This is a genomic window from Bradyrhizobium sp. NAS96.2, from assembly GCF_001908235.1.
GTDB lineage: Bacteria > Pseudomonadota > Alphaproteobacteria > Rhizobiales > Xanthobacteraceae > Bradyrhizobium.
In genome coordinates this window covers 1-21,957 of the sequence record NZ_LGHK01000154.1, presented here as the reverse complement: position 1 = coordinate 21,957, position 21,957 = coordinate 1, and the positions used below count along the sequence as shown (strand labels likewise).

The 21,957-nt window shown below is 63.7% G+C and carries 30 protein-coding genes and 1 pseudogene; 19 read left to right on the top strand and 12 right to left on the bottom strand.

Annotated features, from left to right (window positions below; all coding sequences use genetic code 11):
• Positions 1-224: 224 nt before the first annotated feature.
• A complete protein-coding gene (locus tag AC628_RS29210; RefSeq protein WP_074130215.1) occupies positions 225-458 on the bottom strand; it encodes a hypothetical protein in 234 nt (77 codons plus the stop codon).
• Between the two features lie 106 nt (positions 459-564).
• Between AC628_RS29210 and AC628_RS29205 the strand changes: the two genes are divergently transcribed.
• From AC628_RS29205 to uvrB, 5 genes are all read left to right on the top strand, one after another.
• Positions 565-1,467, top strand: a complete 903-nt coding sequence (locus AC628_RS29205) for a LysR substrate-binding domain-containing protein (protein ID WP_074130214.1) — start codon at positions 565-567, stop codon at positions 1,465-1,467.
• Entirely contained in the window at positions 1,460-2,680 is a 1,221-nt protein-coding gene (locus tag AC628_RS29200; RefSeq protein ID WP_074130213.1) for an NAD(P)-binding domain-containing protein, read from the top strand. The genes AC628_RS29205 and AC628_RS29200 overlap by 8 nt, the downstream gene beginning before the upstream one ends.
• Before the next feature lie 153 nt (positions 2,681-2,833).
• Positions 2,834-3,070 (top strand): hypothetical protein, encoded by a 237-nt coding sequence (locus AC628_RS29195; protein WP_074130212.1) that lies wholly within the window; start codon positions 2,834-2,836, stop codon positions 3,068-3,070.
• Positions 3,067-3,273 carry a hypothetical protein gene (locus AC628_RS29190; RefSeq protein WP_021080709.1) on the top strand — a complete coding sequence of 69 codons (207 nt, stop codon included), beginning with the start codon at positions 3,067-3,069 and terminating at the stop codon, positions 3,271-3,273. Before AC628_RS29195 ends, AC628_RS29190 begins: the two co-directional genes overlap by 4 nt.
• A 291-nt stretch (positions 3,274-3,564) precedes the next feature.
• Entirely contained in the window at positions 3,565-6,504 is a 2,940-nt protein-coding gene (uvrB, locus tag AC628_RS29185; protein ID WP_074130211.1) for an excinuclease ABC subunit UvrB, read from the top strand.
• Here uvrB and AC628_RS29180 read toward each other — a convergent pair whose 3' ends face one another.
• The 5 genes from AC628_RS29180 to AC628_RS29160 form a co-directional block, all read right to left on the bottom strand.
• The gene (locus AC628_RS29180) at positions 6,505-7,152 is read right to left on the bottom strand and encodes an MT-A70 family methyltransferase (RefSeq protein WP_074130210.1); all 648 of its coding nucleotides are present in this window, start codon (positions 7,150-7,152) and stop codon (positions 6,505-6,507) included. It lies immediately after the preceding gene.
• 14 nt (positions 7,153-7,166) lie between these two features.
• Entirely contained in the window at positions 7,167-7,940 is a 774-nt protein-coding gene (locus AC628_RS46020) for a GNAT family N-acetyltransferase (RefSeq protein WP_349510138.1), read from the bottom strand.
• Positions 7,930-8,316, bottom strand: coding sequence for a hypothetical protein (locus AC628_RS29170; RefSeq protein ID WP_074130208.1), 387 nt, complete (start codon positions 8,314-8,316; stop codon positions 7,930-7,932). The genes AC628_RS46020 and AC628_RS29170 overlap by 11 nt, the downstream gene beginning before the upstream one ends.
• A 461-nt stretch (positions 8,317-8,777) precedes the next feature.
• Entirely contained in the window at positions 8,778-8,969 is a 192-nt protein-coding gene (locus AC628_RS29165; protein ID WP_244485328.1) for a hypothetical protein, read from the bottom strand.
• A gap of 81 nt (positions 8,970-9,050) precedes the next feature.
• A complete protein-coding gene (locus AC628_RS29160) occupies positions 9,051-9,290 on the bottom strand; it encodes a hypothetical protein (RefSeq protein WP_074130207.1) in 240 nt (79 codons plus the stop codon).
• A gap of 141 nt (positions 9,291-9,431) precedes the next feature.
• On the opposite strand from AC628_RS29160, the gene AC628_RS29155 reads away from it, so the two are divergent.
• From AC628_RS29155 to AC628_RS44315, 7 genes are all read left to right on the top strand, one after another.
• Positions 9,432-10,256 (top strand): hypothetical protein, encoded by an 825-nt coding sequence (locus AC628_RS29155; protein ID WP_143201865.1) that lies wholly within the window; start codon positions 9,432-9,434, stop codon positions 10,254-10,256.
• 501 nt (positions 10,257-10,757) lie between these two features.
• On the top strand, positions 10,758-11,201 hold the full coding sequence (locus AC628_RS29150) for a nuclear transport factor 2 family protein (protein ID WP_074130219.1): 444 nt from the start codon (positions 10,758-10,760) through the stop codon (positions 11,199-11,201).
• Between the two features lie 125 nt (positions 11,202-11,326).
• Positions 11,327-11,587 carry a hypothetical protein gene (locus AC628_RS29145; RefSeq protein WP_074130205.1) on the top strand — a complete coding sequence of 87 codons (261 nt, stop codon included), beginning with the start codon at positions 11,327-11,329 and terminating at the stop codon, positions 11,585-11,587.
• 297 nt (positions 11,588-11,884) lie between these two features.
• Positions 11,885-12,319, top strand: coding sequence for a nuclear transport factor 2 family protein (locus tag AC628_RS29140; RefSeq protein ID WP_074130218.1), 435 nt, complete (start codon positions 11,885-11,887; stop codon positions 12,317-12,319).
• Between the two features lie 237 nt (positions 12,320-12,556).
• A complete protein-coding gene (locus AC628_RS29135; protein WP_074130204.1) occupies positions 12,557-13,525 on the top strand; it encodes a hypothetical protein in 969 nt (322 codons plus the stop codon).
• Between the two features lie 155 nt (positions 13,526-13,680).
• On the top strand, positions 13,681-14,100 hold the full coding sequence (locus AC628_RS29130; protein WP_021081820.1) for a hypothetical protein: 420 nt from the start codon (positions 13,681-13,683) through the stop codon (positions 14,098-14,100).
• A 225-nt stretch (positions 14,101-14,325) separates the two neighbouring features.
• Positions 14,326-14,463, top strand: coding sequence for a hypothetical protein (locus tag AC628_RS44315; protein ID WP_167350178.1), 138 nt, complete (start codon positions 14,326-14,328; stop codon positions 14,461-14,463).
• Between the two features lie 180 nt (positions 14,464-14,643).
• On the opposite strand, the gene AC628_RS44310 is transcribed toward AC628_RS44315, so the two are convergent.
• The 3 genes from AC628_RS44310 to AC628_RS29120 all read right to left on the bottom strand — a co-directional run bounded on the left by AC628_RS44310 (position 14,644) and on the right by AC628_RS29120 (position 15,904).
• Complete coding sequence (locus AC628_RS44310) at positions 14,644-14,787, bottom strand: hypothetical protein (protein WP_016841369.1); 144 nt, start codon at positions 14,785-14,787, stop codon at positions 14,644-14,646.
• Positions 14,788-14,958: 171 nt separating this feature from the next.
• Positions 14,959-15,441 (bottom strand): MaoC family dehydratase, encoded by a 483-nt coding sequence (locus AC628_RS29125; RefSeq protein ID WP_074130203.1) that lies wholly within the window; start codon positions 15,439-15,441, stop codon positions 14,959-14,961.
• A 4-nt stretch (positions 15,442-15,445) separates the two neighbouring features.
• On the bottom strand, positions 15,446-15,904 hold the full coding sequence (locus tag AC628_RS29120; protein ID WP_074130202.1) for a MaoC family dehydratase: 459 nt from the start codon (positions 15,902-15,904) through the stop codon (positions 15,446-15,448).
• Between the two features lie 320 nt (positions 15,905-16,224).
• Here AC628_RS29120 and AC628_RS29115 point away from each other — a divergent pair, with 320 nt between their 5' ends.
• Both AC628_RS29115 and AC628_RS44305 read left to right on the top strand, forming a co-directional pair.
• The gene (locus AC628_RS29115; RefSeq protein WP_074130217.1) at positions 16,225-16,521 is read left to right on the top strand and encodes a DUF4282 domain-containing protein; all 297 of its coding nucleotides are present in this window, start codon (positions 16,225-16,227) and stop codon (positions 16,519-16,521) included.
• A 147-nt stretch (positions 16,522-16,668) separates the two neighbouring features.
• Entirely contained in the window at positions 16,669-16,815 is a 147-nt protein-coding gene (locus AC628_RS44305) for a hypothetical protein (RefSeq protein WP_167351861.1), read from the top strand.
• 228 nt (positions 16,816-17,043) lie between these two features.
• Here AC628_RS44305 and AC628_RS29110 read toward each other — a convergent pair whose 3' ends face one another.
• Complete coding sequence (locus tag AC628_RS29110; RefSeq protein ID WP_021081815.1) at positions 17,044-17,724, bottom strand: AAA family ATPase; 681 nt, start codon at positions 17,722-17,724, stop codon at positions 17,044-17,046.
• A 34-nt stretch (positions 17,725-17,758) separates the two neighbouring features.
• Here AC628_RS29110 and AC628_RS45885 point away from each other — a divergent pair, with 34 nt between their 5' ends.
• Positions 17,759-17,893 (top strand): hypothetical protein, encoded by a 135-nt coding sequence (locus AC628_RS45885; protein ID WP_283806722.1) that lies wholly within the window; start codon positions 17,759-17,761, stop codon positions 17,891-17,893.
• A 12-nt stretch (positions 17,894-17,905) separates the two neighbouring features.
• Here the strand turns inward: AC628_RS45885 and AC628_RS29105 are convergent, their stop codons facing one another.
• Both AC628_RS29105 and AC628_RS29100 read right to left on the bottom strand, forming a co-directional pair.
• Positions 17,906-18,232: a hypothetical protein gene (locus AC628_RS29105; RefSeq protein ID WP_083633190.1), complete on the bottom strand. Its 327-nt coding sequence runs from the start codon at positions 18,230-18,232 to the stop codon at positions 17,906-17,908.
• 215 nt (positions 18,233-18,447) lie between these two features.
• Complete coding sequence (locus tag AC628_RS29100) at positions 18,448-18,744, bottom strand: hypothetical protein (RefSeq protein WP_074130201.1); 297 nt, start codon at positions 18,742-18,744, stop codon at positions 18,448-18,450.
• A 419-nt stretch (positions 18,745-19,163) separates the two neighbouring features.
• Between AC628_RS29100 and AC628_RS45550 the strand changes: the two genes are divergently transcribed.
• The 4 genes and pseudogenes from AC628_RS45550 to AC628_RS29085 all read left to right on the top strand — a co-directional run.
• Positions 19,164-19,856 (top strand): integrase family protein, encoded by a 693-nt coding sequence (locus AC628_RS45550; protein WP_245321382.1) that lies wholly within the window; start codon positions 19,164-19,166, stop codon positions 19,854-19,856.
• Between the two features lie 5 nt (positions 19,857-19,861).
• A pseudogene (locus AC628_RS45545) lies at positions 19,862-20,161 on the top strand (site-specific integrase); the annotation flags it as partial.
• The gene (locus tag AC628_RS45540; RefSeq protein WP_245321384.1) at positions 20,162-20,401 is read left to right on the top strand and encodes a site-specific integrase; all 240 of its coding nucleotides are present in this window, start codon (positions 20,162-20,164) and stop codon (positions 20,399-20,401) included.
• Between the two features lie 240 nt (positions 20,402-20,641).
• Positions 20,642-21,957: tyrosine-type recombinase/integrase (locus AC628_RS29085; protein WP_245321380.1), on the top strand; the 1,316-nt coding region annotated here is incomplete at its 3' end.

Here is a 21,957-nt window from a genome sequence, read left to right as displayed (position 1 = left end):
TGCTCTCCCTGAAAGGCATCGTCCGATCCTCCCTCGAATCAGACGAAGCTTTGCCTGTCAGGAATCAACCCGGTCTAAAACGTCAGGACTCAGCCCGGTTCGTACCCCGCGAGTCGTGTTGTGGAAAGAGCCCCCACCCGCCGCGCTGCGCGCGTCGGCCTCCCCCGCAAGCGGGAGAGGCTAGGCAAGCTCGCGGCTAGGTTCGCCCTGACGGAAAGACACTTTCAATGCATCCGCCCATGCGCGCGCAAGAAGGTCTCGCCGGTTTCCGTCACCATCACCCGCATGCCCTCGACCGAGGGACGGCGCGCGACATAGCCGCGATCAACCGCGTCCTCCCAGATCGTCAGCCGCGGGCATGAGGTGCGCCAGACCTCGAGCACCTCGGCATAGCGCCGCGGCTCGCGGGCGACCCATTCCACAAGATCGAGCACCAGGGCGTCTGTGGTCTCAGTCATTGGGTCCTCGCCGGGTCAGCAGGGATTGTCTGCATATTTCTGCGCCGCTTGGCCTCGTCCCGCAAACTGAGTTATCTTGCCCTTGCATCAGCTTTCCTGAGGGTTCATGCGGCGGCTGCTCTTTCTCAACGGCATCAAGGCATTCGAGGCCGCGGCGCGGACCGGCAGCTTCGCGGCCGCAGGCGGCGAGCTCAACGTCTCGGCCGCCGCGATCAGCCGCATGGTGCACCTTTTGGAAGAGCGGCTCGGCGTCGCGCTGTTCGAGCGCAAGGCGAACCGCCTTGTCACCACACCGGCCGGCCGCGCCTATCAGGGTGGGCTGACGCCGATCTTCGACGCGCTGGCGAGCCTCACCGCGCAGGTCACGGCGTCGGCGAGTTCGCGCGTGCTGACCGTCGGCGTCGGCCCGACGTTCGCGATGAAATGGATGATTCCGCACCTCGCCGAGTTCCGCAAAGCCGAGCCCGACATCGAGGTGCGGATCACGACCGGCGGCATGGCGGTGCCGTTCGCCGACGACTGGAGCTGCGGCATCCAGCTCGGCGATGGCCAATGGCCAGGCCTCGTCGCCGAGCCGCTGTTCGCCGCCGACCTGATGCCGGTGTGCACGGCGCGGCTCGCCAACGGCTTGAAGCGCCCCGCCGACCTCAAGGGACCGAGCCTGATCCGCGTCGCGCATTCGCCGGACGACTGGCCGTCCTGGCTGAAGGCCGCCGGCGTGCCGCGCCTGACCGCGCGCGGGCCGGAATTCCAGTTCTACGGCCAGGCGCTGCAGGCCGCCAGCGACGGGCTCGGGATCGCGATGGGGATCCGGCCGTATATCGATGACGATCTCGCCGCCGGCCGGCTGGTGGCGCCGTTTGCGCTCAGCGTGCCGAAGGGCATGCGCTGGTATCTCGTCTATCGCGGCTTCCATGCCGAGCAGCGCGATTTCGCCGCGTTCCGGCGCTGGATCATCCGCGCCGCGGCAGAACCGGCCGCGCGCCGCAAGGGAGCGCGCAATGCCTGACGAGACCGTCGATACGCTGGTGATCGGCGGCGGCCAGGCGGGGCTCACCATGAGCCACCGGCTGAAGCAGCGCGGCATCGGCCATCTGGTGCTGGAGCGGCGGCGGATCGCCGAGCGCTGGCGCAGCGAACGCTGGGACGGATTGATGTTCCAGTTTCCGAACTGGTCGGTGCGGCTGCCGGAGTTCGCGTTTCCACACAGCGATCCGGACGGCTTCTCGGACACCGCTGCCATCATCACCTTCATCGAGGCCTACGCCGCCTTCGTCGCGCCGCCGATCCGCTGCGGCGTCGAGGTCACCAAACTGCGCCGCGACGCCGGCGGCTTCCTTGCCGAATGCGCCGACGGCAGCATCGCCGCCCGCAACGTCGTGATTGCCACCGGCCCTTATCAGCGGCCGCTGCGGCCCGACGTGCTGCGCGAGCATCCCGGCCTGTTTCAGGTTCATGCCAGCGGCTACAAGAATCCCGCGCAATTGCCTGACGGCGCGGTGCTGGTGATCGGCGCCGGCGCCTCGGGCGCGCAGATCACCGAGGAGCTGATGCGCGCCGGCCGCCATGTCTTCCTGTCGGTCGGACGTCACAATCGCCTGCCGCGCCGCTATCGCGGCCGCGACCTGTTCTGGTGGCTGGCCGAGATGGGCGTCGACGAGACGCCGGTCGAGCAGCGCGGCCCAACGCGTCTGCTGCCGGTGATCTCGGGCGCCCATGGCGGCCACACCATCGATTTCCGCCGCTTCGCCGCTGGCGGCGTGACGCTGCTCGGCCGCGTGACGGCGGCGCGCGACGGCGTGCTCGCGATCGCCCCCGATCTCGCCACCAACATCGCCAATGGCGATGCCTACTACGCGACCTTCCTCGGGATCGTCGACGACTTCGTCGCGGCACGCGGCCTCGATCATCCACACGACCCCTTGGCGCGCGTCCGCCTGCCCGATCCGCCGTGCCTCACCGCGCCGCTCGCTACCATCGATCTCGGCGTCGAGCGGATCGGCAGCGTGATCTGGGCCACCGGCTATGGCCTTGATCTGGACTGGATCGAAATGCCGGTGCTGGACGCCAACGGCGCACCGCGGCACCGCCACGGCGTCTCCGAGGTGCCGGGCCTCTATTTCCTCGGCCTGCAATGGCTGTCGAAGATGAAATCCTCGTTCCTGTCCGGCGTCGGCGACGACGCGGCCGTGCTCGCCGATCATATCGCGGCCCGCAGCTAGGGCGCCTTCGTGCGGTTCGCCCCTAGAAACCGCGGCAAAACAAAAAGCTGGAACTGCTTTGCAGCGCGGAAATAAACCGCGCGACTTGTGATCTGGTTCACATAGGGCGCCGCGCGCCCGTGCTTCCCTTGAGAAGGGCATCCCGAGGTCGCCATGATCTACAGCGGTTTTGAGATCAAGTCGTTTGAAGTGGGGAAGGGGCAATGGCACGCCAGGATTCAACGGGTCGATCAAAGGCCGGTCGTCATCGATGGCATGCCGTTTCCGATGCTCGACATCGGCTTTGCGTGGTCCGATCCGGATGCGGCGATCGCCGACGCGAAGCAAACTATCGACCGGTTCCCACAGCGATATGGCATGACGATGCCGGCAACCGAAGCGTCGGCGTGACCGGCAACGTGGTACTCGCCGTGGTCCCGCAATGCGAGCCGGATCCGGTCTGGCCGGCGCAGGTCCGCACCAGCTGCCCGGAATGCGCCGCCCGGCTCTCGTTGCTGCGCGTGATTCCCGGCCGTGCCGCCGAATACTGGACCCTGCGCTGCGACGGCTGCGGCGGGATCCATCTCGACATCGTCGACCTGCCGCGCGCCTGACGTCTACTGGCTGTCGCCACGCACTCCTTGCAACCTCTCCCGCTTGCGGGGGAGGTCGGCGTGCATAGCACGCCGGGTGGGGGCTCTCGCCACGATATGACTCGCGGAGAGAGCCCCCACCCCGGCCCTCCCCCGCAAGCGGGAGAGGGAGCCGAGTTCCGGTGCGGGCGCTTCGCGACTGACCAAGTCAGCAGACTCTGCTGACACCCTGCTGTCAGCAGCATCGCCTGCGCCCAGATCAGGGCGGCATTTGCCCTTTTCTCGCTGCCGGACTCGTCCCATATTCCGGCCATGGCGAAGACACCGAACACTCCGAAAAAGCCCGGCAAAACCCCCAAATCCAAAGCGCCAAGTTCTAAGGCGTCGAGGCCCGAGGTCCAACCAATCGGTCCGGCGCTGGCTGAATTGCTCAATCCCGCGATCAACCGCGGCGATGCCGGCATGGGTTCGGGCACCGGCCTGCAGCCGCCGCCGGACAATTCCTGGGACCGCCGCGCCGGCGGCGAGGCCGCGGCGCATCGTGCGCGGGCGTCGACGCGCGAGACCAGCGAGGGCGTCGCCAAACGTGATGCGAAGCGCGATGCGTCCGGCCTCGAGGAAGCCCCGCAGGCCAACTACGGCACCTCGGCCACCATCCCGACGCTCGATCCGGAACTGGCGCGGCAGCTCGGCCTGCCCACCGCCGAGGACGATGACGAAGCCCTCGCCCGTCCGCCGCGCAGCAAGATGGAGGCACTCGGCGTCAAGGCCACCGCCGACGCGTTGGAAAACCTGATCCGCGACGGCCGCCCGGAGTTCCGCAAGGACGACGGCTCGATGCGGGTATGGACCCCGCACCGGCCGCCGCGCCCGGAGAAATCCGAAGGCGGCGTGCGGTTCGAGATCAAGTCGTCCTACGAGCCGAGGGGCGACCAGCCGACCGCGATCGCCGAGCTCGTCGAAGGCATCAACCGCAATGATCGCACCCAGGTGCTGCTCGGCGTCACCGGCTCGGGCAAGACCTACACCATGGCCAAGGTGATCGAGGCGACGCAGCGTCCGGCGCTGATCCTGGCGCCGAACAAGACGCTAGCCGCCCAGCTCTATGGCGAGTTCAAGAACTTCTTCCCCGACAACGCGGTCGAGTATTTCGTCTCGTATTACGACTACTACCAGCCGGAAGCCTACGTCCCGCGCACCGACACCTATATCGAGAAGGATTCCTCGATCAACGAGCAGATCGACCGCATGCGCCACTCGGCGACGCGCGCGCTGCTGGAGCGCGACGACGTCATCATCGTAGCTTCCGTCTCCTGCATCTACGGTATCGGCTCGGTCGAGACCTACACCGCGATGACCTTCGCGCTGAAGAAGGGCGAGCGCATCGACCAGCGGCAATTGATCGCCGACCTGGTCGCGCTGCAATACAAGCGCACCCAGGCCGAGTTCACCCGCGGCACCTTCCGCGTCCGCGGCGACGTCATCGACATCTTCCCGGCGCACTATGAGGACCGCGCCTGGCGCGTGAACCTGTTCGGCGACACCATCGAGACCATCGAGGAGTTCGATCCGCTCACCGGCCACAAGCAGGACGAGCTCGAATTCATCAAGATGTACGCCAATTCGCACTATGTGACGCCGCGCCCGACCTTGGTGCAGGCGATCAAGTCGATCAAATCGGAACTGAAGCAGCGGCTCGACCAGCTCAACGACCAGGGCCGCCTCTTGGAGGCGCAGCGGCTCGAGCAGCGCACCACCTTCGACCTCGAGATGATGGAAGCGACCGGCAGCTGCGCCGGCATCGAGAACTATTCGCGCTACCTGACCGGCCGTCGCCCCGGCGAGCCGCCGCCGACGCTGTTCGAATACGTGCCCGACAACGCGCTGGTCTTCGCCGACGAGAGCCACGTCACCGTGCCGCAGATCGGCGGCATGTTCCGCGGCGACTTCCGCCGCAAGGCGACATTGGCCGAATACGGCTTCCGCCTGCCCTCCTGTATGGACAACCGCCCGCTCCGCTTCGAGGAATGGGACATGATGCGGCCGCAGACGGTCGCGGTGTCGGCGACGCCGAGCGGCTGGGAGCTCAACGAGAGCGGCGGCGTGTTCGTCGAGCAGGTGATCCGCCCGACCGGCCTCATTGATCCTCCCGTGGACATTCGCCCGGCGCGCACCCAGGTCGATGATCTCGTCGGCGAGGTCCGTGCCACCGCGGCAGCCGGCTATCGCTCGCTGATCACGGTGCTGACCAAGCGCATGGCCGAGGACCTGACCGAGTATCTGCATGAGCAGGGCATCCGCGTCCGCTACATGCACAGCGATATCGACACCATCGAGCGCATCGAGATCATCCGCGACCTCCGCTTGGGAGCGTTCGACGCGCTGGTCGGCATCAACCTGTTGCGCGAGGGCCTCGACATCCCCGAATGCGCGCTGGTCGCGATCCTCGACGCCGATAAGGAAGGTTTCCTGCGCAGTGAAACGTCCTTGATCCAGACCATCGGCCGCGCCGCCCGCAACGTCGACGGCAAGGTGATCCTCTATGCCGATCAGATGACCGGCTCGATGGAGCGCGCGATGGCCGAGACCACGCGGCGCCGCGAGAAACAGGTCGAGTACAACGAGGCCAACGGCATCACGCCGGAGAGCGTGAAGAAGTCGATCGGCGACATCCTCAACTCGGTCTACGAGCGCGACCACGTGCTGGTCGAGATCGGCGACGGCGGCATGGCCGACGATGTCATCAGCATCGGGCACAATTTCGAGGCCGTGCTGAGCGACCTCGAAACAAGGATGCGCGAGGCCGCGGCCGATCTGAACTTCGAGGAAGCCGCGCGGCTGCGCGACGAGGTCAAGCGGCTGCGCGCCACCGAAATGGCCGTGGTCGACGATCCGACCGCGAAGCAGCGCAACGTGCAGAAGCAGGCCGGCGCCTATGCCGGCACCCGAAAATACGGCGATGCCGCCAACCTGCCGGTCAGCGCGCTGAAGAACAAGTCCGCGCAGACCTCGCTCAAGGCAAGCCGCGGCGCCAAGTCCGGCTCCCGCGTGCACAAGCCCGATCTCGACGAGATGCACGGCCCGGAATCGCTGCCCTTCCGCCCGAGCGGCGCGCTGCCGGCAAAGCCGTTCGGCACCACCAGTCGCATCATCCGGCCGACGGATTCAAGGCAGTCGGGGCCAGAGTTCGGGCCTTCGCCGCGGTCGAGCGGTGGTGCGCCGGGCAAGCGGGGTGGGTGGAAGAAAAGGTAACTATCGAGATGCAATCGGTGACACGGCTTCAGTTGATCTCGAATGATTTGCATATGTCGGCCATGACGGTACATACGCGTCGTTTGCTTGATTGCCCCAGACGATCCAGTTTGAGCGCGTTCCTCTTGCGAACAGCTCCAAGAATGGACCAGCACTGCACTTCTCGATTAACTCGTATTGTTCATCCGGCTTTCGAGAGTGTTCTCTCTTTCTCGTTGCAATGAAATTAACCTGGCTTCTGGCCGGCGCTAAAGTTCTTGCGCTCTTGCCGCGTACGCCAAAAAGTAGAACTTCAGTTACGTTGCGAAAGTAAAATCCAACGCCTCTTCCGTCGGGACCACCATCCTGCCGAATCTTGTGCCAGATGATGTTCGACTTGTAGGTAAATCCCCATTGGTTGAGGACTGCCAAACCGTCGGGCAGCATCGCGTTAGGTACCCAAAGATAAAGATGAGCAACGTCATCAACGATCTCTCGCACTCCAAGGCTCGCAATGGCATCTACTGAGAGCGTTTCATAGCGCTTCAGCCTGGAGTGCTCTGGCGCAATTTTTCCGGTGCTATTCTGAAAGCGCCACGGCGGATCCGCAAGTATTGTTCCAACACGTTTTCCGCCAGTTACTTCACGCAACCCATCAACACCCCACATTCTGCGACCTCTCTCTACAGCTCAAATCCAGCAGCGGTGAATCGGTCAAAGAGCTGCGCTTTAATGAAGGACACAAAATCAAGATCCTCTTCGCTGTACTGTCGATAAGGACTCTTGTGCGCGCTCACTCTGCGAATTTCATTCAATCTCTCAAGCCAAGTCAGGTAGTATTTTTTCCCCTTTTCTCCAGGCATCGGAACATTGAATATCGGTTCGAACGCCGTCCAATTTGATGGCTGCTTAATGATCTTTTCAAAATCGATTAGATCAAGATAGGCTTCCTTAGGCGCACGCTTTGCCACTGGCGCCTGCTGCTGTTTCTTGTACGCGTTCTGCTTTATCTCGACATTTTCGATACCTGTATCCCAGTAGGCTTTTTCGCCAGACGGCAGCTCGTGGATTCCATGAATCTTCTTCAACGTCTCAATAACAACCTCAGAAATTGAACCCTGAAGATCTCCGATGCCCTCGCGCTGCAACTCAGGCGAAACCGAGACCGGACCGAGGCCATACCAGCGTCCCGCTGTGCCGTCGATCTGCACCGCCGAGAACGCGATGTGGCCGACGATGCTGCCGTCATCCGATGTCGCCACCAGCGAGAGCGTCAGCGCGCCGGCCCGGCGCAGCGCCTCGACGATGCGGGCTTCGGTGCCGCTGCTGTGCGGTGCGTTCGCGAAGGCGGCCGCGGTGAGTTCGCTGATCGTGGCGGCGTCTTCGGGGCGTTCGTCTCTGATCTGCATGCCGGCAGATAAGGCGGATCGGCGGCGAAGCGCAAGCTCAGCCCACACTCACCACCGCGACCGCCAGCAGCGACAGCATGATCATCGTGGTCATGAGCTGCAGCGAGACCGTGGGCTGGCTCCGCCATTGCGCGATCTTTTCGGAGAACGACAGGCTGGCGTCGAAGAACACCGGTGCGTAGGCGTGCGCGAGACGGTTTGGAAATTTCGCGGCGAGCCATGGCGTGATCGCGGCGTAGACCAGCGACGCCAGCACGACATAGATCGCGGCACCATAGCGTTCGCCGACGATTTCCGGGGCGTCCATGATCTTCAGCACCAGCACGGCGGCGGCGAAGATCGGCAGGCCCTGCAGCATGGCAGTGAGCGCAAAGCCTTCGAGCCGGTTCTGCGCAGGCGATTTCGGTGCAGCGATGGCGTTCATGGCGGCGGTCCTTGGCAGTCGGGTGATCCGATGCCGCCACGCTAGCGGCGCACCCTCACCGGTGCCGTGATGCGGGTCACGTTTGCCGCGTGGCGAGGTGATGGGTATCGCTTCGCTCCACCCATCCTACAGGCTGTCATCGCGATGCGAACGCACATCCTCATGTTCGTTGTCATCGCCCGGCTCGACCGGGCGATCCAGTACGCCGCGGCCTACCGGCTTAAGCACCGCCTCTGGAATACTGGATCACCCGCATGCGCGGGTGATGACACTGAACAAGCTGTTTGGCAGGTTGAAGTGAGCTATCCACATCGTCGTCCCGGCGAAGGCCGGGACCCATTACCCCAAACGCGCATTGTTGCGCGTCGCCGGGGCCGCGAATCCCGTTCACAATCGAATGCGGTGATTATGGGTCCTGGCTTTCGCCAGGACGACACTGAGGATGCGGCTCCGCCTCGCGCCTACCCTGACCGCCGGTTGCTGGTGTTCTGGGTCAGATTGCCGTGCGCGGCCTGCTCGCGGATGTTGTGCTTCTCGTCGTCGCGATGGCCCTTGGTGGTGTCGAGGGGCACGCCGGGGGTGCTGCCGGGGCCCTTGTGGCTCTTGTTGTCGTCAGGAACGGGCTGGATGGTCTTGGTCTTTGGTTTCGTCATCATCGTCTCCGTTACGCAACAAGATAACGCCGCCCCTGCGGGCGGCGTTCCGGAAACGCGACTTCACAACAGGCCGGGGCCTTACAGCTTCTCCTGCTGCGAAGGCTGCGCCTGCTGCTGCTGACGCTGACGTTCCTGCTCCTTGGCGTGATGGCGGCCGTAGAGGCATCCGGCGGCGGCGCCGAGCATGCCGTGATGGCCGGCATAGTGGCCGGCGACACCGCCGACGACCGCGCCCTTGATGCAGCCCTTGGCGTCGGCGGGCGAAGTTGCGGCAAGCGCAGTGACGGCAATAATGGATGCGAGAAGAATGGATTTCATGGTGCGGCTCCAATGCAATTGTCAGGCACCAACGGCCAAGCCGCCCTGCCGGTTCCCGCCCCGTCGCCGCAGAAATACGCTGCGCACAGCCCTCGATCATGCTCTAAATGCCGCCGCATTGCGGACAGTGTTTTGAAGATCATGCGGACATCACATATTGCCTTCCTCGGGCCGGCACTTGGTGCGGCGATCCTGTGCATCACCAGCCAGTTCATCTCCAGCCCAGCGCACGCCGAGGACAGCGACCGCGCGCTGCTCGCGACATTCTGCGCGAGCGCCAACATCAAGGGATCGACCTGCACGCGCGCGAAATCCTATCCCGGCGGCCGGGCGTGCGACGTCAAGCTGACCAAGGAGCATTACGCCGGACGCTTCCTCGCCGCGGGCAGCGCGCTGCTCGTCGTCAATTATGAAAGCGAATGCGAGCCGCACGCGACCGATTTCGGCGGCGTTGCGCTGTTCGAGCATGACGGCAAGGCCACCCGTTTCTTGCGCTTCCTGCCCGGCGCGCAAGGCCACGACTGCATCGTTGTGGCCAAGGACGCGCAGCAGGATGTGCTGGTCTGCACGGTCGGCCACATGGGCCAGGGCATCCTCGAAAGCGCGGTGGCACGGATGGAGTTTTCCAGCAAGCCCGGCAAGCGGATCGAGATCACGCCGGACTTCCTGCTCCGGGCCGAGGATGCGGTCAGCGCCTACGGCGCCAATGTCGTGACGTGCAACGAAGGGCCGAAATATTTCGGTCTCTCCAACCTCGCTGCAGGCCCGCGCCGCAACACGGTTGCGGTCGACGTTGACTACGCCGACGACGAGATCATCCGCACCGCCTGCGGCGCGGGCTTTCCGAAGTCGAAGGAGCTCTATTACGACCTCCAGGCCGGCGAGGCCTTTGTGCCGGAGGGCTCGGAGAGGAAGAAGCGGTTCATCATCGACCTCGTGACCGGCAAGGCCGCGCCAGCGAATTAAGGCCGCGCCAGCGAATTAAGGCCGCGCCAGCGAATCAAAGGCCGCACCGGCGGATTAGCGCGCCGCGACAGCGAGCCGGCGCGATCGCTCCGATCGGCCCCGGAGGAGCTCAAGGCCTCGACCGGCGCCAGCGCCGGCTCACCGTCGCGCGGCGCGCGCTCACATGACCGATGCCGAGATAGGAATGCCGCGCCTTCTCCTGATCGCGGATGCGTCGTCCATGCCGAACCAACCGGACGCGCGCGGGGAGGTTTCATTAACTCGCGGCCACCTGCCGCCGCGCGCTTCGCCTCTTCGAGACGCGACCGGTTCAATGCACCAGTTCAGTTTCCTGCCATGTCGGGATGGCGGCAGGCAGATTATGTGCACTTTGTGCCACAATGCACGTGCAGGTTGCCGAACCTAATCCGCTTTCGCACGTCAAACATGTGTTTGATAGTGGACCGCACGGGTTCAGAATATGGAACCAGGGCGAGTCGGATGGAACCGGCGGAGTCGATCATGGGCGAGGATTTGAACCGGCAACGCGTCCTGAACTTCCTCGACGTCTACTACGCTGGCGGCATCGAGGGCGCGCTCGAGCGCTGCAGCGACGATGTCGCGTTCCTCGCCAACGCCCCGATCGACATTCTCCCGCATATGGGCCAGCACCGCGGCAAGGCCGCGCTGCGCCAGATGTGGACCACGATCCACGAGCGCTATTCCGACATGCGCTATGAAGCGCCGATCGTGGTCGCCGAAGGCGACAAGGTCGCGGCGCAGCTCCGCGTGTTCTTCCGCAAGCGCACCAACGCCCGCGTGGTGCAGTTCGACGTCGCGGTGTTCTACACGCTGCGCGACGGCAAGATCACCGAGATCCGCGAGATCATCGACACATTCGACCTCGTCCAGCAGGTGCTGGAGCGTGACGTCGCGGCAGCGCTGACCGGACAGAACGCGGACTAGCTTCGGCGAAACTGCGGCAACGCATTCCGGCGCCCCGCCCGACAAATTCGCAAGCGCAGCGTTGAACCTCGAAGGCCCGCCGCTGACCTATCACTGGGCTTGTTGCGGTCGGGGCTGAAATCACCATGAAAGTCGCATTGCTCGCTGTGCTTGGGCTTGCACTGGGCGCCCTCGGCGGCGCCGCGCTCGGCATCGGAGCCGGGCTCACCTGGATCGGGATGGCGAAAACCTCAGGGATCGACAGCGGAACGCTGGTGTTCTTCACCTTCATGCCGCTCGGCGCCGCGATCGGCGGCATCGGCGGTGCGCTGCTGTTCGCCGTGGTGGCGATCCGCGACGCCGAGATCGTGGTCGAACGGCAGCCGGTGCGGCAGCGCGACCGCTGAATTGCGGCGACCGGAACGGTTTCGGACGACGTGGATGCCGGTCCGCGTCGAGAACACGCGTCAAACTGGGATCCTAGAAGCCCCGTTCCGATTCCAGCCGAACGGGGTTCTGCGTGCGGGCGGTCACATTCCGGTCAGATCGGGCGCAATTGTGCATTGCAAAAAAAGTCATTTGCGTTTTGGCCGTTCCGCACTATTTGAGCCGGCAATAGTGATGTGCAGCAACCTGGCAAGGCGTCGGCGCTGACCGCCTGCCATTCGTTTGCTTTGAAAATCCAGTTTCAGGACGAGACCAAAATGACAGAGCATAGCCTCTGGCGTTTTTCGCGCGCGTTGCATCGCGCGATCAACGAACGCCAGCTTGCAGACATCGAGCTCATGCTCGATGACGAGGTCGAATGGGCCATCTACGGGCCGATCGACCTGTTTTCCTTCTTCGGCTCGCGCCGCGGCAAGGCCGCCGTGCTCGAGGTCATCAGGCAGATCGGCGAGAACCTGCGGGTTCACCGCTTCGACCGGGAGTCGATCATGCTTGGCGTGGATTCCGCGGCCTCGATGCTGCGCTACTCGCTGACGGCGCTCGACTCCAACAGGCCGATCTCGCTCAGGATCGCGCACTTCGCGCGGTTCAAGGCCGACAAGCTCACGAGCTTCCGCGTGCTGGTCGACAGCTTCGACCTGGTCGAGCAGACCGTCGGCTACCCGATCCATCTGCCGCGCATCGCGGTCTGACGGCTTCCTGATTTCACGCCTTCGTCATGTCCGGGGCCGCGCCTTCGTCAAGGCGCCCCGGCGGCCGCGGCCTGTTTTGCCAGCCCAGAACGGTCGCGCCCGGGCGGCGTGATGCGCGAGCGCGTGCTTGTCCCGGACATGACGATCACGCGTCTATCACTTGCTTTGGCGATGCCGCTGCCGCAATTTTGCGCCACGGCAAATGCATGCTGCCGCTTTGGAATTTGCGGGCTGGGAATGACTTCCACATTGCGATTTGGCTGGGCGAGGCTGCCGGTGCTGGCGGCCGGCTTCGGCGTGGCGATCACGTTTTCGGCCGGCGCCCAGACCTCACCATGGCAGATCGCTCCCGCTGTCCAGGAGACTGCGAAAGACGCCGCAAAAGACACCCCGGCCGACAGTGCCGCGGCCGAAGCCGGCGAGGCGCCGCCGGCGGCCGACGCCAATGACGCCGACATCCTGAAGGACATCGACCAGAGCAAGCTCGACTGGAGCCAGCTCGACACCGATTCCACCAGCCTGCCCACGCTGGCGCCGAAGAGCGCCGCCAAGCGCGGCAGCGTCGCCGGCAACGATCCGTCCTGGACCACCAACAACAACGCCAACGGCTCGTCGGCCGTATCGGTCAAGCAGTCGATCTCGCCGTTCCTCGACACCCGCGTCGGCGCCGACATGACGGTCGCCAAACCGGGCGCGACGACGACGTCCGAGCAATTGTCCGAGCGGCTCGCCAATGGCGGCAGCCTGCCGCAATCCGGCGGCTCGGCCTGGGCCTCGATGTCCGCGCCCGGCGTGGCGTCGATCTGGGACAAGACCTCGGTCGAGGCGCGGGTCGATCCCGGCGCCGACCAGAGCAAGGTCGGCACCTCCCTGAGCAAGTCGGTCCCGCTGTCGGAGCAATATTCGCTGACGCTGCAGGGCGGCTATAATGTGATCCAGCAGGGCGTGGTCCCGGTGCCCGGCATCATCGGCCCCCCCTCGCACAGCTACGACACCGATCAGTCAGCACGTCTGTCCGTTACCGACACCGGCACCAGCATCACCGCGGGCCAGACGCTGTCCTCGACCTCCGACGACCGGTGGCTGCGCCGGATCGGCGCCGAGCAGAAGCTGCTCGACGGCGTCACCGTCTCCGGCTCGGTCGGCGAGACCCCCCAGGGCACGATCAACAAGAGCATCGGCGCCGGCTACAAGCACTCATGGTGAACGATCTGTTAGCCCTGTCGCGCTAATGATCAGGCATTGCCCCAACTTGGCCCAGATGCGGTCAAATTCGGCGGCACTGATAGGTCCGTAACTTCATCAATTCGTCGTGCGGGGGACAAGCCGCGCTTCGCTATTGCGAAACCAGGGGAAAGCCGATGAACGCCACCAACCGTACCGAGGAAGCCACAGAGGCGACGTCCGAGGTCGACACCAACCTCGCTGCGGTCTCGGAAGTCGAAGCCGGCATCCGCGATTTCGTGCGCAACGATATTGCCTATCTGCGCCGGCCGGTGGCGAGCCCGGAGACCGCGCCGACCGACACCAATACCGATGCCACCGTCAGCAACGTCAACTCGCTGATCCAGCGCGTCGCCGGCACCTCGCTGGCCGAGATCGAGAAGCTGATCGGCGAGCTCGAGAGCCTGCGTGACCTGCTGCATGCCGAGGGCCAGCGCGTCCAGCGCGAGATCTCCGGCTATGCCCAGCTCAGCCAGGCTGCGATGAAGTCGACGCGCATGATCGCCGACAACGTCTCGCAGTGGAAGCGCGCTGCCGACGGCCTGCGCAACAGCTGATACTGATCAATTCAAGAAGCCGGCGCCGCCGCCTCCGGACCGGGAGGCGGCTGCTTCGTTTTGCGTGGCGGATTCAACGCGGAACGTTTCGTTATTCAGCGCGGTGTAAACTCCGCGGCGTCAATTCTTGCAGAAGCCGATTTGAACTTTCGGTGCCGAGCCCGCGTCCAATCCGGAATTCGCGTCCGGACCGCGCCTGGCGCAGCATCCATTTGGAGAGAATTCATGCAGAGCGTCCGGCCGGATAACGCCGATCCCATACCGCTGCGCCAGCCGCAGCAGGGCATCGGCACGATCATGATCCGGTTCATCGGCATCCTGGCGGCCGCGACCGTCGTGATGGTGCTGATCTGGAATCGCTAAAGCATGCCCCAAGCCCGAAGGGCCGCGTTACCGCAAAGTGCGAAGCGGTCTTCCGAAAAGATGATGCCAATCAAGAAGCTTCTGGAAGAAGTGTGACGCGGCCTGCCGAGGGGTCACATTGATAAGCGCAAATGCGCGCATTGGGCGCTGCCAGCAGCGCCCGGAGTTACAGACGGTCGATCAGCGATCGATGCTCGCGGTGGTCTCGAAGGAATAATTGCCGTCGGCAAAGCCCTTCACGACCATTCCGGTCGCCAGCATCACGACAACCGTTACCGTCGCGAAGATAATTCCGACGAGTTTCAGCGCGCTGCGATCTGCCATGGTGTCCCCAGTGGTGCTTGCCCGGATGTCCGTGCCCTCGAACTATAGGCAGGGACAAAGGTTCAAAATGCGTTAGCAAAAAATGAGTCCCACGCAACGCACAACTGCGTCGGCGGCAGACTTAGTCTGCCACCATGGCGTCCGTGCAACATCAGAGGCGTGGGGGCAACATCAGGAACCGGGATTCCGGCGCGGCACGAAGGCGGTCGCGAGGAACGAGAACACCACCTCATTGCGCTGATTGACGCCGGTGTTGCGCGCCTGAAGGATGCCCCATTCGGGCCGCTTCTCGGACGTGCGCTTGGTCTCGACCTGGTTGGTGAAGCTGATCGTATCGCCTGCCAACACCGGGCGGATCCAGCGCAGCTCGCGGAAGCCCGGCGAAGGCCCCCAGACCGCGACCTTCTCACCGCGCGCAGCGGCTTCCGCGGCGAGCTGCTTGCCGTCGGCGACCAGCAGCTTCATGCAGACGCTGGCGACGTGCCAGCCTGATGCGGCGAGCCCGCCGAACAGCGAGTTGCGGCCCTCCTCCTCGTCGAGATGGAAGCGCTGCGGATCGAACTGCGCGGCAAAGCGCTTGATGTCCTCGGCGGTGAAGGTGAAGGAGCCGAACTCGCGCCGCGCCCCGATCTCGATATCTTCAAAGAAACGCATCTTATTAGTTACCTGCGCCGTCCCGGCGGCTGACGATGATCGGCGACTCCATCTCGCACAGCATCTCGCCGCGCGCGTTGCGGATCGTGCCCTTGAAGGTGACGATGCCGGTCTCCGGCCGGCTGCGCGACACGCGCGCCTCGACCACGTCGACGTCCAGCGTCAAATCGTCGCCCGGACGCAGCGGCGCCACCCAGCGCATCTCGTTGACCCCGGGCGAGCCGAGCGAGGCGGTGCGGCCGATGAAGCCGTCGAACAGCATCCGCATCATCAGCGAGCCGAGATGCCAGCCCGAGCCCGACAGGCCGCGGAGCATGGATTTCTGCGCCGCCTCCTCGTCGAGGTGCATCGGCTGCGGATCGAATTCGGCGGCAAAGGCGAGGATTTCCTCGCGTGAAACGTGGCGCGGGCCGAACGTGCCGAAACGGCCGGGCTTGAAGTCTTCGAAGGTCAGCGTGGTCATTGGGTGAGGATATGCTGGAAAGAAGCCCGATTGTGGCCGTTATTTGCAGCAATCACAACCGGCCCACTCGCATAGCTCGCCCCTGGACTGCCGGCGCCCGGTCCTGGGCGCGCCTGTGGCGGGACCGATTGGGCTCCTGCGGTATCGATCCCACAAGTCGCGGAGGCGCTTTGGCGCCGTCCCGTACCCTTGGCCCGGCGAAACGCCTCGTTCCGATGGACGCCTCTCCGCAGGCTCCCGGGACGAAGTGATCACGCCGGGGGTGACGCAGTAGGATGAACGAGACGCGAATCATATTTCGGCTGGCCGGGAGAACCATGATGTTCGATTTCCAGGATCTGTTTCAGTGGGACCGCTTCATCACGCCCACGATCATCAAGACGTTCTACTGGCTGGTGATCGCGGTCATCGTGCTGTTCGGGATCTCCGGCATCCTGTGGAGCCTCACCGCGATGGCGATCAGCCCGTTCGTCGGCTTCATCCAGCTGCTTGCGTCGATCGCCAGCATGTTCGTCGGCATCGTGTTCTCGCGCATCATCGCCGAGTTCATCCTGATCGTGTTCCGGATCAACGAGCATCTCGGCGCGATCCGCGATCGCGATGCGGGAATGCATTGAGGCTCAGCCTCCGGCGGGAGGCCTGCCGCCTATGCCGTGGTTAATCCGAAGTAGTCCCCGCACGCAAATGCCAGCGAAATTCCGACCGGGATCTTAAATCCGCTCGCGTATCACCCCCTGCATTGCCAAGGCCAACGCGGGGGCGTCGTGACTTCCAGGAATGGTTTTATTGCCGTGAGGCCGGGCACCGCGCCGGGCTTCACGACCGAGGATATTCTATGGGCTGTCGGCATCTGGTCGGTGATCCTGACCCTGGCGCCGGTGATCGTGTTCTATCTGCTGATGGTGGCGTGAGGGCCACCTGCTCCGTCATTGCGAGCCAACGGGTCGCGCGAACGCGCGCCCGATGACAGGCTCCGCCAAGCAATCCATTCCACCGCTGGCGGAGAGATGGATTGCTTCGTCGCGGAGTTTATCATCGGGCCGACCAGAGGTCGGGCCCGTTGGCTCCTCGCAATGACGCTCACGCAAAAAACGCGCGGGTACCGCGCGTTCTTTCCAGTCCGAACCAAAGCGGCGTTGTTACGCCGCCTGCTTGTGCATCGCGCCGGACGCCGACGCCGTGCCGCGGATCGCCTTGATCGAACGTTCGATCGCGGCCCACAGCCGATTGATCTCGGCCGCGGCGCGGCCTTCCGCGTAATATTCGCGGGCGCCTTCACCCTGGCCGAGCGCCATCAGAAGATCGGCACGGTTGGTGATCTGGCCGCTCCACACCGGTGCGCGGAATTTCGCCAACGCTTCGCGCGCGATCGCGACGATGCGGCTTTCGGCGCCGTCACGCTGCGCGGGCGCGCCGTTGATCACGACGGCATAGGGCTTGCGCATCGAACGGCAGGTCTGAATGGTTTCCTGCACCGCGTTGACGTCGAACACGCCGGGCCGCGCCGGAATGATCACCATCGTCGCGTTCTTGATGGAGTCGTCGACCACGGCCGACAGGTTCGGCGGCGTGTCGATGAACACCCACTCGATGCCGTCGCGCTTGGCTTGCGCAATGATCCCGCTGACCGAGTTCACCGCGGTCTTGATCGCCGGCTCGTTGGTGCCGCGCAGCTTGTGCCAGAGCGTCAGCGAGCCCTGCGGATCGGCATCGATCAGCAGACAGGGCTTCGTCGCCTTGTGCACTTGCGCAGCGAGGTGAGCAGCCAGGGTACTTTTTCCCGAGCCCCCCTTACGCGAAGCGAAAACAATCACGTTCATACGTTGGCCTCCAGATTGACCCCAGGAGGCGAAAATGAATCAGCAGGCTGATTCGCGAAAGAAGAAACTTCTTGCAATCCGCAAAGTGGCCAAGATTACCGGTGCATTCTGCTTTTTGAGTCACACCATACTTATGACGCAACCGCAAATGGAAGCGCTAAGCGTTTGATAAGACTCACGCCTAACGCTTTTCGGCAGCTTTGGCGCGCTCGCGCGCGATCCACTTGCGCTCGATCCAGCCGAGCAATTGCGCCGTCGGTTTCTGCAAGAACGGCACATCCTGCGCGAACAAAAGGAGTCCGAGCGGCAGCATCCAGAGTCCGAGCACCGGCAGGAAGCTGAAGATGCCGCCGGTGATCAGGAGGATCGCGAGCGGAATCCGCACATGGCGCGACGACGGCTTGCGCAGCCACGCGACGAAGCGCGCCGGCTTGTCCGGAAGCTTGGCCTCGAACCAGGCGAAGTGCCGATCGATCTCTTGCTGGTAGTATTCGCTCACGCGTCCCACTCCGTCCGTTCCACAGGCGGGAACGGATTTGGCAAACAACACAAGCCTCAGAGATGATGCTGCGTGACAGCGTCACAAGGCGTCAGTCTGTCGCGCATCGCAGCCTTGAAATCGCAGCCAGGCAATCCACGCGCGTTTGCGCGTGAAGTGACGTCGGTTCGCGTGAAGGCACGCAGCAAGCGAGCGCTGCTTGCGCGCGCGCAATCGGAACCAGGTCAGTGCGTGGACTTCTTCGCCTTGTGCGATTTGTGGACCTTCCGCTTGACTGCGATCGGCCGCCGCTCCTCGCGCTCGCTCGCCTCACGCGGCTCAGGGCCGCCGCGGAAGAACACGCGGCAGGCCGGCGACAGCTGCGCCTTGTTCCTGATCATGCAGGCCGTGATGCGATCGACGTCGGGAATCTCGGGGCCGCAGAGCCGGAACGCATCCGGCGTACAGGCCTGCTGCTGGTCGGGCGTGTAGGCCTCGCCCCGGCCCGGCAGCAACAGCGCCGCAAGCGCGACGGCTGACATCAACGCAAACGAAAAACTCCTTGAACCGGCGGTCCCCATGCGTCCCCCCAAGGTGGCACTAAGGCATCGTTAAGGCGTCGTTTCGCGGAGTGTGGGTGATGCGACGAAGAAGTGCAAGCGGACGAGATGACACGCTGGCAGCGATCGGGGAGGCTGCAAACGATGGTGCGCGATCTAGCGATGTCGCATTGGATGATCTTGCGGATGGTACAGTTGGGTGGGCTCGAACCACCGACCTCCTGTTCCACAGACACAGCGAGGGCTCCGCCGGAGCTACGCGATTCTCGCCGTCTGCACGAAAACTCAAGTGTTATCAATTAATAAGCCTGCCGGACCCCGCCTTACCTGCGCTGCAATTGGCGCTATGGTGGTAGCTACGTGGTAGCTAGATGGCTGTTTCGAGTATAACGATCCGAGCAGTGCAAGCACTCAAGCCGGGCGAGACTATTTGGGATGCGGACCATCGAGAAGCGGTGCGGGGCTTTGGCGTTCGGCGCCAACGGGATCAGGCGACCTACGTCCTTAAGTACCGCCTATTCGGCCGTCAGCGCTTCGTCACGATCGGTCCTCACGGCGCACCGTGGACACCCGAGCTGGCACGCAAGGAAGCCAAGCGGCTTTTGGGCCTGGTTGCCAACGGCAAAGACCCCGCGGACGAAAGATCCAAGGCGCGCCTGCAGGCGGCCGACACGCTTTCTGTAATCGCGGATCAATATCTCCGGAACGCCAAAGAAAGACTGAAGCCCCGGACCTATTCGGAAGTCGAACGCTACTTGTTGGTCAGTTGGAAATCCCTGCATCCGGTGTCGGTTTTCCAGCTCACCCGCCGTCATATCTCGGCTCGTGTCGCTGACATCGTCTCAGCTCATGGAGCGGTTTCAGCAGCCCGCGCCCGGACTGCCCTGTCCTCAATGTTCAACTGGGCGATACGCGAGGGCCTCGACATTGCTGCGAACCCGGTTCTCGGCACAAACCGGCCCGCGCAGCCGGGAAGTCGGGAGCGGGTCCTCACCGAAACGGAGCTCGCAGCCATTTGGCAGCCTGTGGCGATGACGACTACGGACGCATCGTGCGCCTGTTGCTACTCACAGCCCAACGCCGTGATGAAGTAGGCAGTATGCAATGGGCCGAACTTGATACCAGTTCGGGACTCTGGACGCTGCCAGCCGCCCGGACCAAGAACCATCGCGAGCGCGTGCTGCCATTGGTTCCAGCCGCCTTGGCCCTACTCCCACTCCGCCGAGATGGCCGAGATTTCCTCTTTGGTGACGGACCCCGACGCAGCGGTGATGCGCATCGCGGGTTCTCCGGCTGGTCAAAGTCGAAGTTGGCCCTTGATGCGCGCATTGCGGAAACCCAGGGGGAACCCCTACCCCATTGGACCGTCCATGATCTTCGCAGATCGGCGTCCACTGTGATGGCCGACCGGCTTGGCATCTTGCCGCACATCGTGGAGGCGATCCTAAACCACGTCAGCGGCCACCGGGCCGGCGTTGCTGGTGTATGTAACCGCGCGCGGTACGCGGCCGAGATGCGCGAGGCGCTCGAACGTTGGGCAGAACATGTCGCGGCCTTACCAGTTCGAAAACCGGGCCGTGCTGGCGCCGGCTCTCGTCCGGAGGCCAAGATCACCCATTCGAATGTCGCCAAACGCTGATCTGTTCGATTCCGGCCAGGGGCACCAATCAGGCTGTTCAGGCCCGTTCCAAAGCGTCCGCAACCGTCCGCGCAGTGCTTGGAAACCCTTGAAAAATAGGCTCTTCCGCGTACATCGGTGTTCGTCACCGTTTGTTCTCATCCGATCCCAGCCGCCCGATTTGTCGGTATTTTTGTCGGTATCTAGAGAACAAACGTTCACGGCAACTTTCGCTATTCCGAACGAAGGGATTTTGAGCAGATGGCCGGCAAGAATGATGGCGTGTGTGCCAACCCCAAGCAGATCAAGACAGACGTCGACTGCCGCGCCGCCCGACCGAAATTCGACAATGGCATGTGCAGCCCCGCCAAGATTTCCGACGTGACGGGCGGCGGCCTCGATCTCTTCGTCACGCCGGACCAGAGCAGGCCTGGCACCGCTGCCTCCAAGCTCTGGCGGATGGACTACCGCTTCCACACCCGTCGGAAAACCTACTCCATCGGCCGTTACGGCAACGGCAGGGATGGCACGTTCTCGCTCGCCGACGCGCGGCGCGAGCGCGACAAGGCCAAAGACCTGCTCAAGGAGGGCAAAGATCCGAGCACAGAGAAGCAGCTCGACAAGCACAGGCAGGGCGCCGCCCGGTCTTTCGGGAAATGGGCCGACGAGTGGCTCGCGAAGAAGGTGGAGAAAGTCAAACGCGGTAGGATCGTCGCGGTGCGCGATCCCAAGACCATCGAGGTTCTTGAGCTGCGCGTCGGTTACGTCAAGGACCGGTTCGGCAAGCTTAGTAGACAGGAAATCAAGCGTCCGGACGTGCTCGCTTTCATGCGTTCATACGAAGCCGAGGGAAAGCTGGAAACCCGCGACCGCGTGCGTAGCATCGGTGAGCAAATCTGCAATTATGCCGATGTCGAAGGCGACGGCTACAACCCGTTCCGCAACCTGAATGGGCAGATGATTGCCAACATTTCGCCCCCGCGTCCTGGCGTCATCGAACCGCGCGACGTGACGCGCGTCTTCAAGCTCATCAGCGCACCCTGGACGAAAGCGAGGTTTGGTGACGTTGTGGGTCTCGCCTTGCGCTTCGACGCGCTGACCATTCCCCGCCCCGGCATGGTCAATGAAATGGAGTGGCGCGAGGTCGATTGGGATGCCAAACGCTGGACCGTTCCAGCCACCAAAATGAAGACCGGCTGGGACCATGTCGTGCCTCTGTCACGGCAGGCACTCGCGATCCAGCGCAGCGTTCAAAAGCTGACCGGCCATCGCCGGTACGCGTTTTCCTGCTCGAAGGACGCGCCGCTACCAAACAACACGCTCAACAAGCGTTTACGGTTGCTTGGCATTGACACCAAGACTGACCATTGTGCTCACGGATTTCGGACCACCTTTTCGACCCTATCTCACCACGAAGAGATCACGGATCTCCAAGGCGTGGGACGGCGACGTCGTCGAGTTGCAGCTTGCACATCTCGACAACTCTACTGTGGAAGGCCTGCACAAGAAGCACGGACCGCTCGCGCTGATCGGCTCGCGCAATGCAGCATTGGGCTGATCGGATCGACCACTGGATA

What these genes read in the sequence shown, in the direction of transcription:
- AC628_RS45885 (WP_283806722.1), top strand. Translation starts at nt 17,759, where the DNA reads ATGAATCAGCAGGCTGATTCGCGAAAGAAGAAACTTCTTGCAATCCGC.
- AC628_RS29125 (WP_074130203.1), bottom strand. Translation starts at nt 15,441, where the DNA reads ATGCGTTTCTTTGAAGATATCGAGATCGGGGCGCGGCGCGAGTTCGGC.
- AC628_RS29150 (WP_074130219.1), top strand. Translation starts at nt 10,758, where the DNA reads ATGGGCGAGGATTTGAACCGGCAACGCGTCCTGAACTTCCTCGACGTC.
- AC628_RS29120 (WP_074130202.1), bottom strand. Translation starts at nt 15,904, where the DNA reads ATGACCACGCTGACCTTCGAAGACTTCAAGCCCGGCCGTTTCGGCACG.
- AC628_RS29145 (WP_074130205.1), top strand. Translation starts at nt 11,327, where the DNA reads ATGAAAGTCGCATTGCTCGCTGTGCTTGGGCTTGCACTGGGCGCCCTC.
- AC628_RS29165 (WP_244485328.1), bottom strand. Translation starts at nt 8,969, where the DNA reads ATGACGAAACCAAAGACCAAGACCATCCAGCCCGTTCCTGACGACAAC.
- AC628_RS29135 (WP_074130204.1), top strand. Translation starts at nt 12,557, where the DNA reads ATGACTTCCACATTGCGATTTGGCTGGGCGAGGCTGCCGGTGCTGGCG.
- AC628_RS45540 (WP_245321384.1), top strand. Translation starts at nt 20,162, where the DNA reads ATGGCCGACCGGCTTGGCATCTTGCCGCACATCGTGGAGGCGATCCTA.
- AC628_RS29180 (WP_074130210.1), bottom strand. Translation starts at nt 7,152, where the DNA reads ATGTGGGGTGTTGATGGGTTGCGTGAAGTAACTGGCGGAAAACGTGTT.
- AC628_RS29115 (WP_074130217.1), top strand. Translation starts at nt 16,225, where the DNA reads ATGTTCGATTTCCAGGATCTGTTTCAGTGGGACCGCTTCATCACGCCC.
- AC628_RS44310 (WP_016841369.1), bottom strand. Translation starts at nt 14,787, where the DNA reads ATGGCAGATCGCAGCGCGCTGAAACTCGTCGGAATTATCTTCGCGACG.
- AC628_RS29160 (WP_074130207.1), bottom strand. Translation starts at nt 9,290, where the DNA reads ATGAAATCCATTCTTCTCGCATCCATTATTGCCGTCACTGCGCTTGCC.
- AC628_RS29170 (WP_074130208.1), bottom strand. Translation starts at nt 8,316, where the DNA reads ATGAACGCCATCGCTGCACCGAAATCGCCTGCGCAGAACCGGCTCGAA.
- AC628_RS29100 (WP_074130201.1), bottom strand. Translation starts at nt 18,744, where the DNA reads ATGTCAGCCGTCGCGCTTGCGGCGCTGTTGCTGCCGGGCCGGGGCGAG.
- AC628_RS29110 (WP_021081815.1), bottom strand. Translation starts at nt 17,724, where the DNA reads ATGAACGTGATTGTTTTCGCTTCGCGTAAGGGGGGCTCGGGAAAAAGT.
- AC628_RS29200 (WP_074130213.1), top strand. Translation starts at nt 1,460, where the DNA reads ATGCCTGACGAGACCGTCGATACGCTGGTGATCGGCGGCGGCCAGGCG.
- AC628_RS29130 (WP_021081820.1), top strand. Translation starts at nt 13,681, where the DNA reads ATGAACGCCACCAACCGTACCGAGGAAGCCACAGAGGCGACGTCCGAG.
- uvrB (WP_074130211.1), top strand. Translation starts at nt 3,565, where the DNA reads ATGGCGAAGACACCGAACACTCCGAAAAAGCCCGGCAAAACCCCCAAA.
- AC628_RS29210 (WP_074130215.1), bottom strand. Translation starts at nt 458, where the DNA reads ATGACTGAGACCACAGACGCCCTGGTGCTCGATCTTGTGGAATGGGTC.
- AC628_RS29140 (WP_074130218.1), top strand. Translation starts at nt 11,885, where the DNA reads ATGACAGAGCATAGCCTCTGGCGTTTTTCGCGCGCGTTGCATCGCGCG.
- AC628_RS44315 (WP_167350178.1), top strand. Translation starts at nt 14,326, where the DNA reads ATGCAGAGCGTCCGGCCGGATAACGCCGATCCCATACCGCTGCGCCAG.
- AC628_RS29195 (WP_074130212.1), top strand. Translation starts at nt 2,834, where the DNA reads ATGATCTACAGCGGTTTTGAGATCAAGTCGTTTGAAGTGGGGAAGGGG.
- AC628_RS29155 (WP_143201865.1), top strand. Translation starts at nt 9,432, where the DNA reads ATGCGGACATCACATATTGCCTTCCTCGGGCCGGCACTTGGTGCGGCG.
- AC628_RS29205 (WP_074130214.1), top strand. Translation starts at nt 565, where the DNA reads ATGCGGCGGCTGCTCTTTCTCAACGGCATCAAGGCATTCGAGGCCGCG.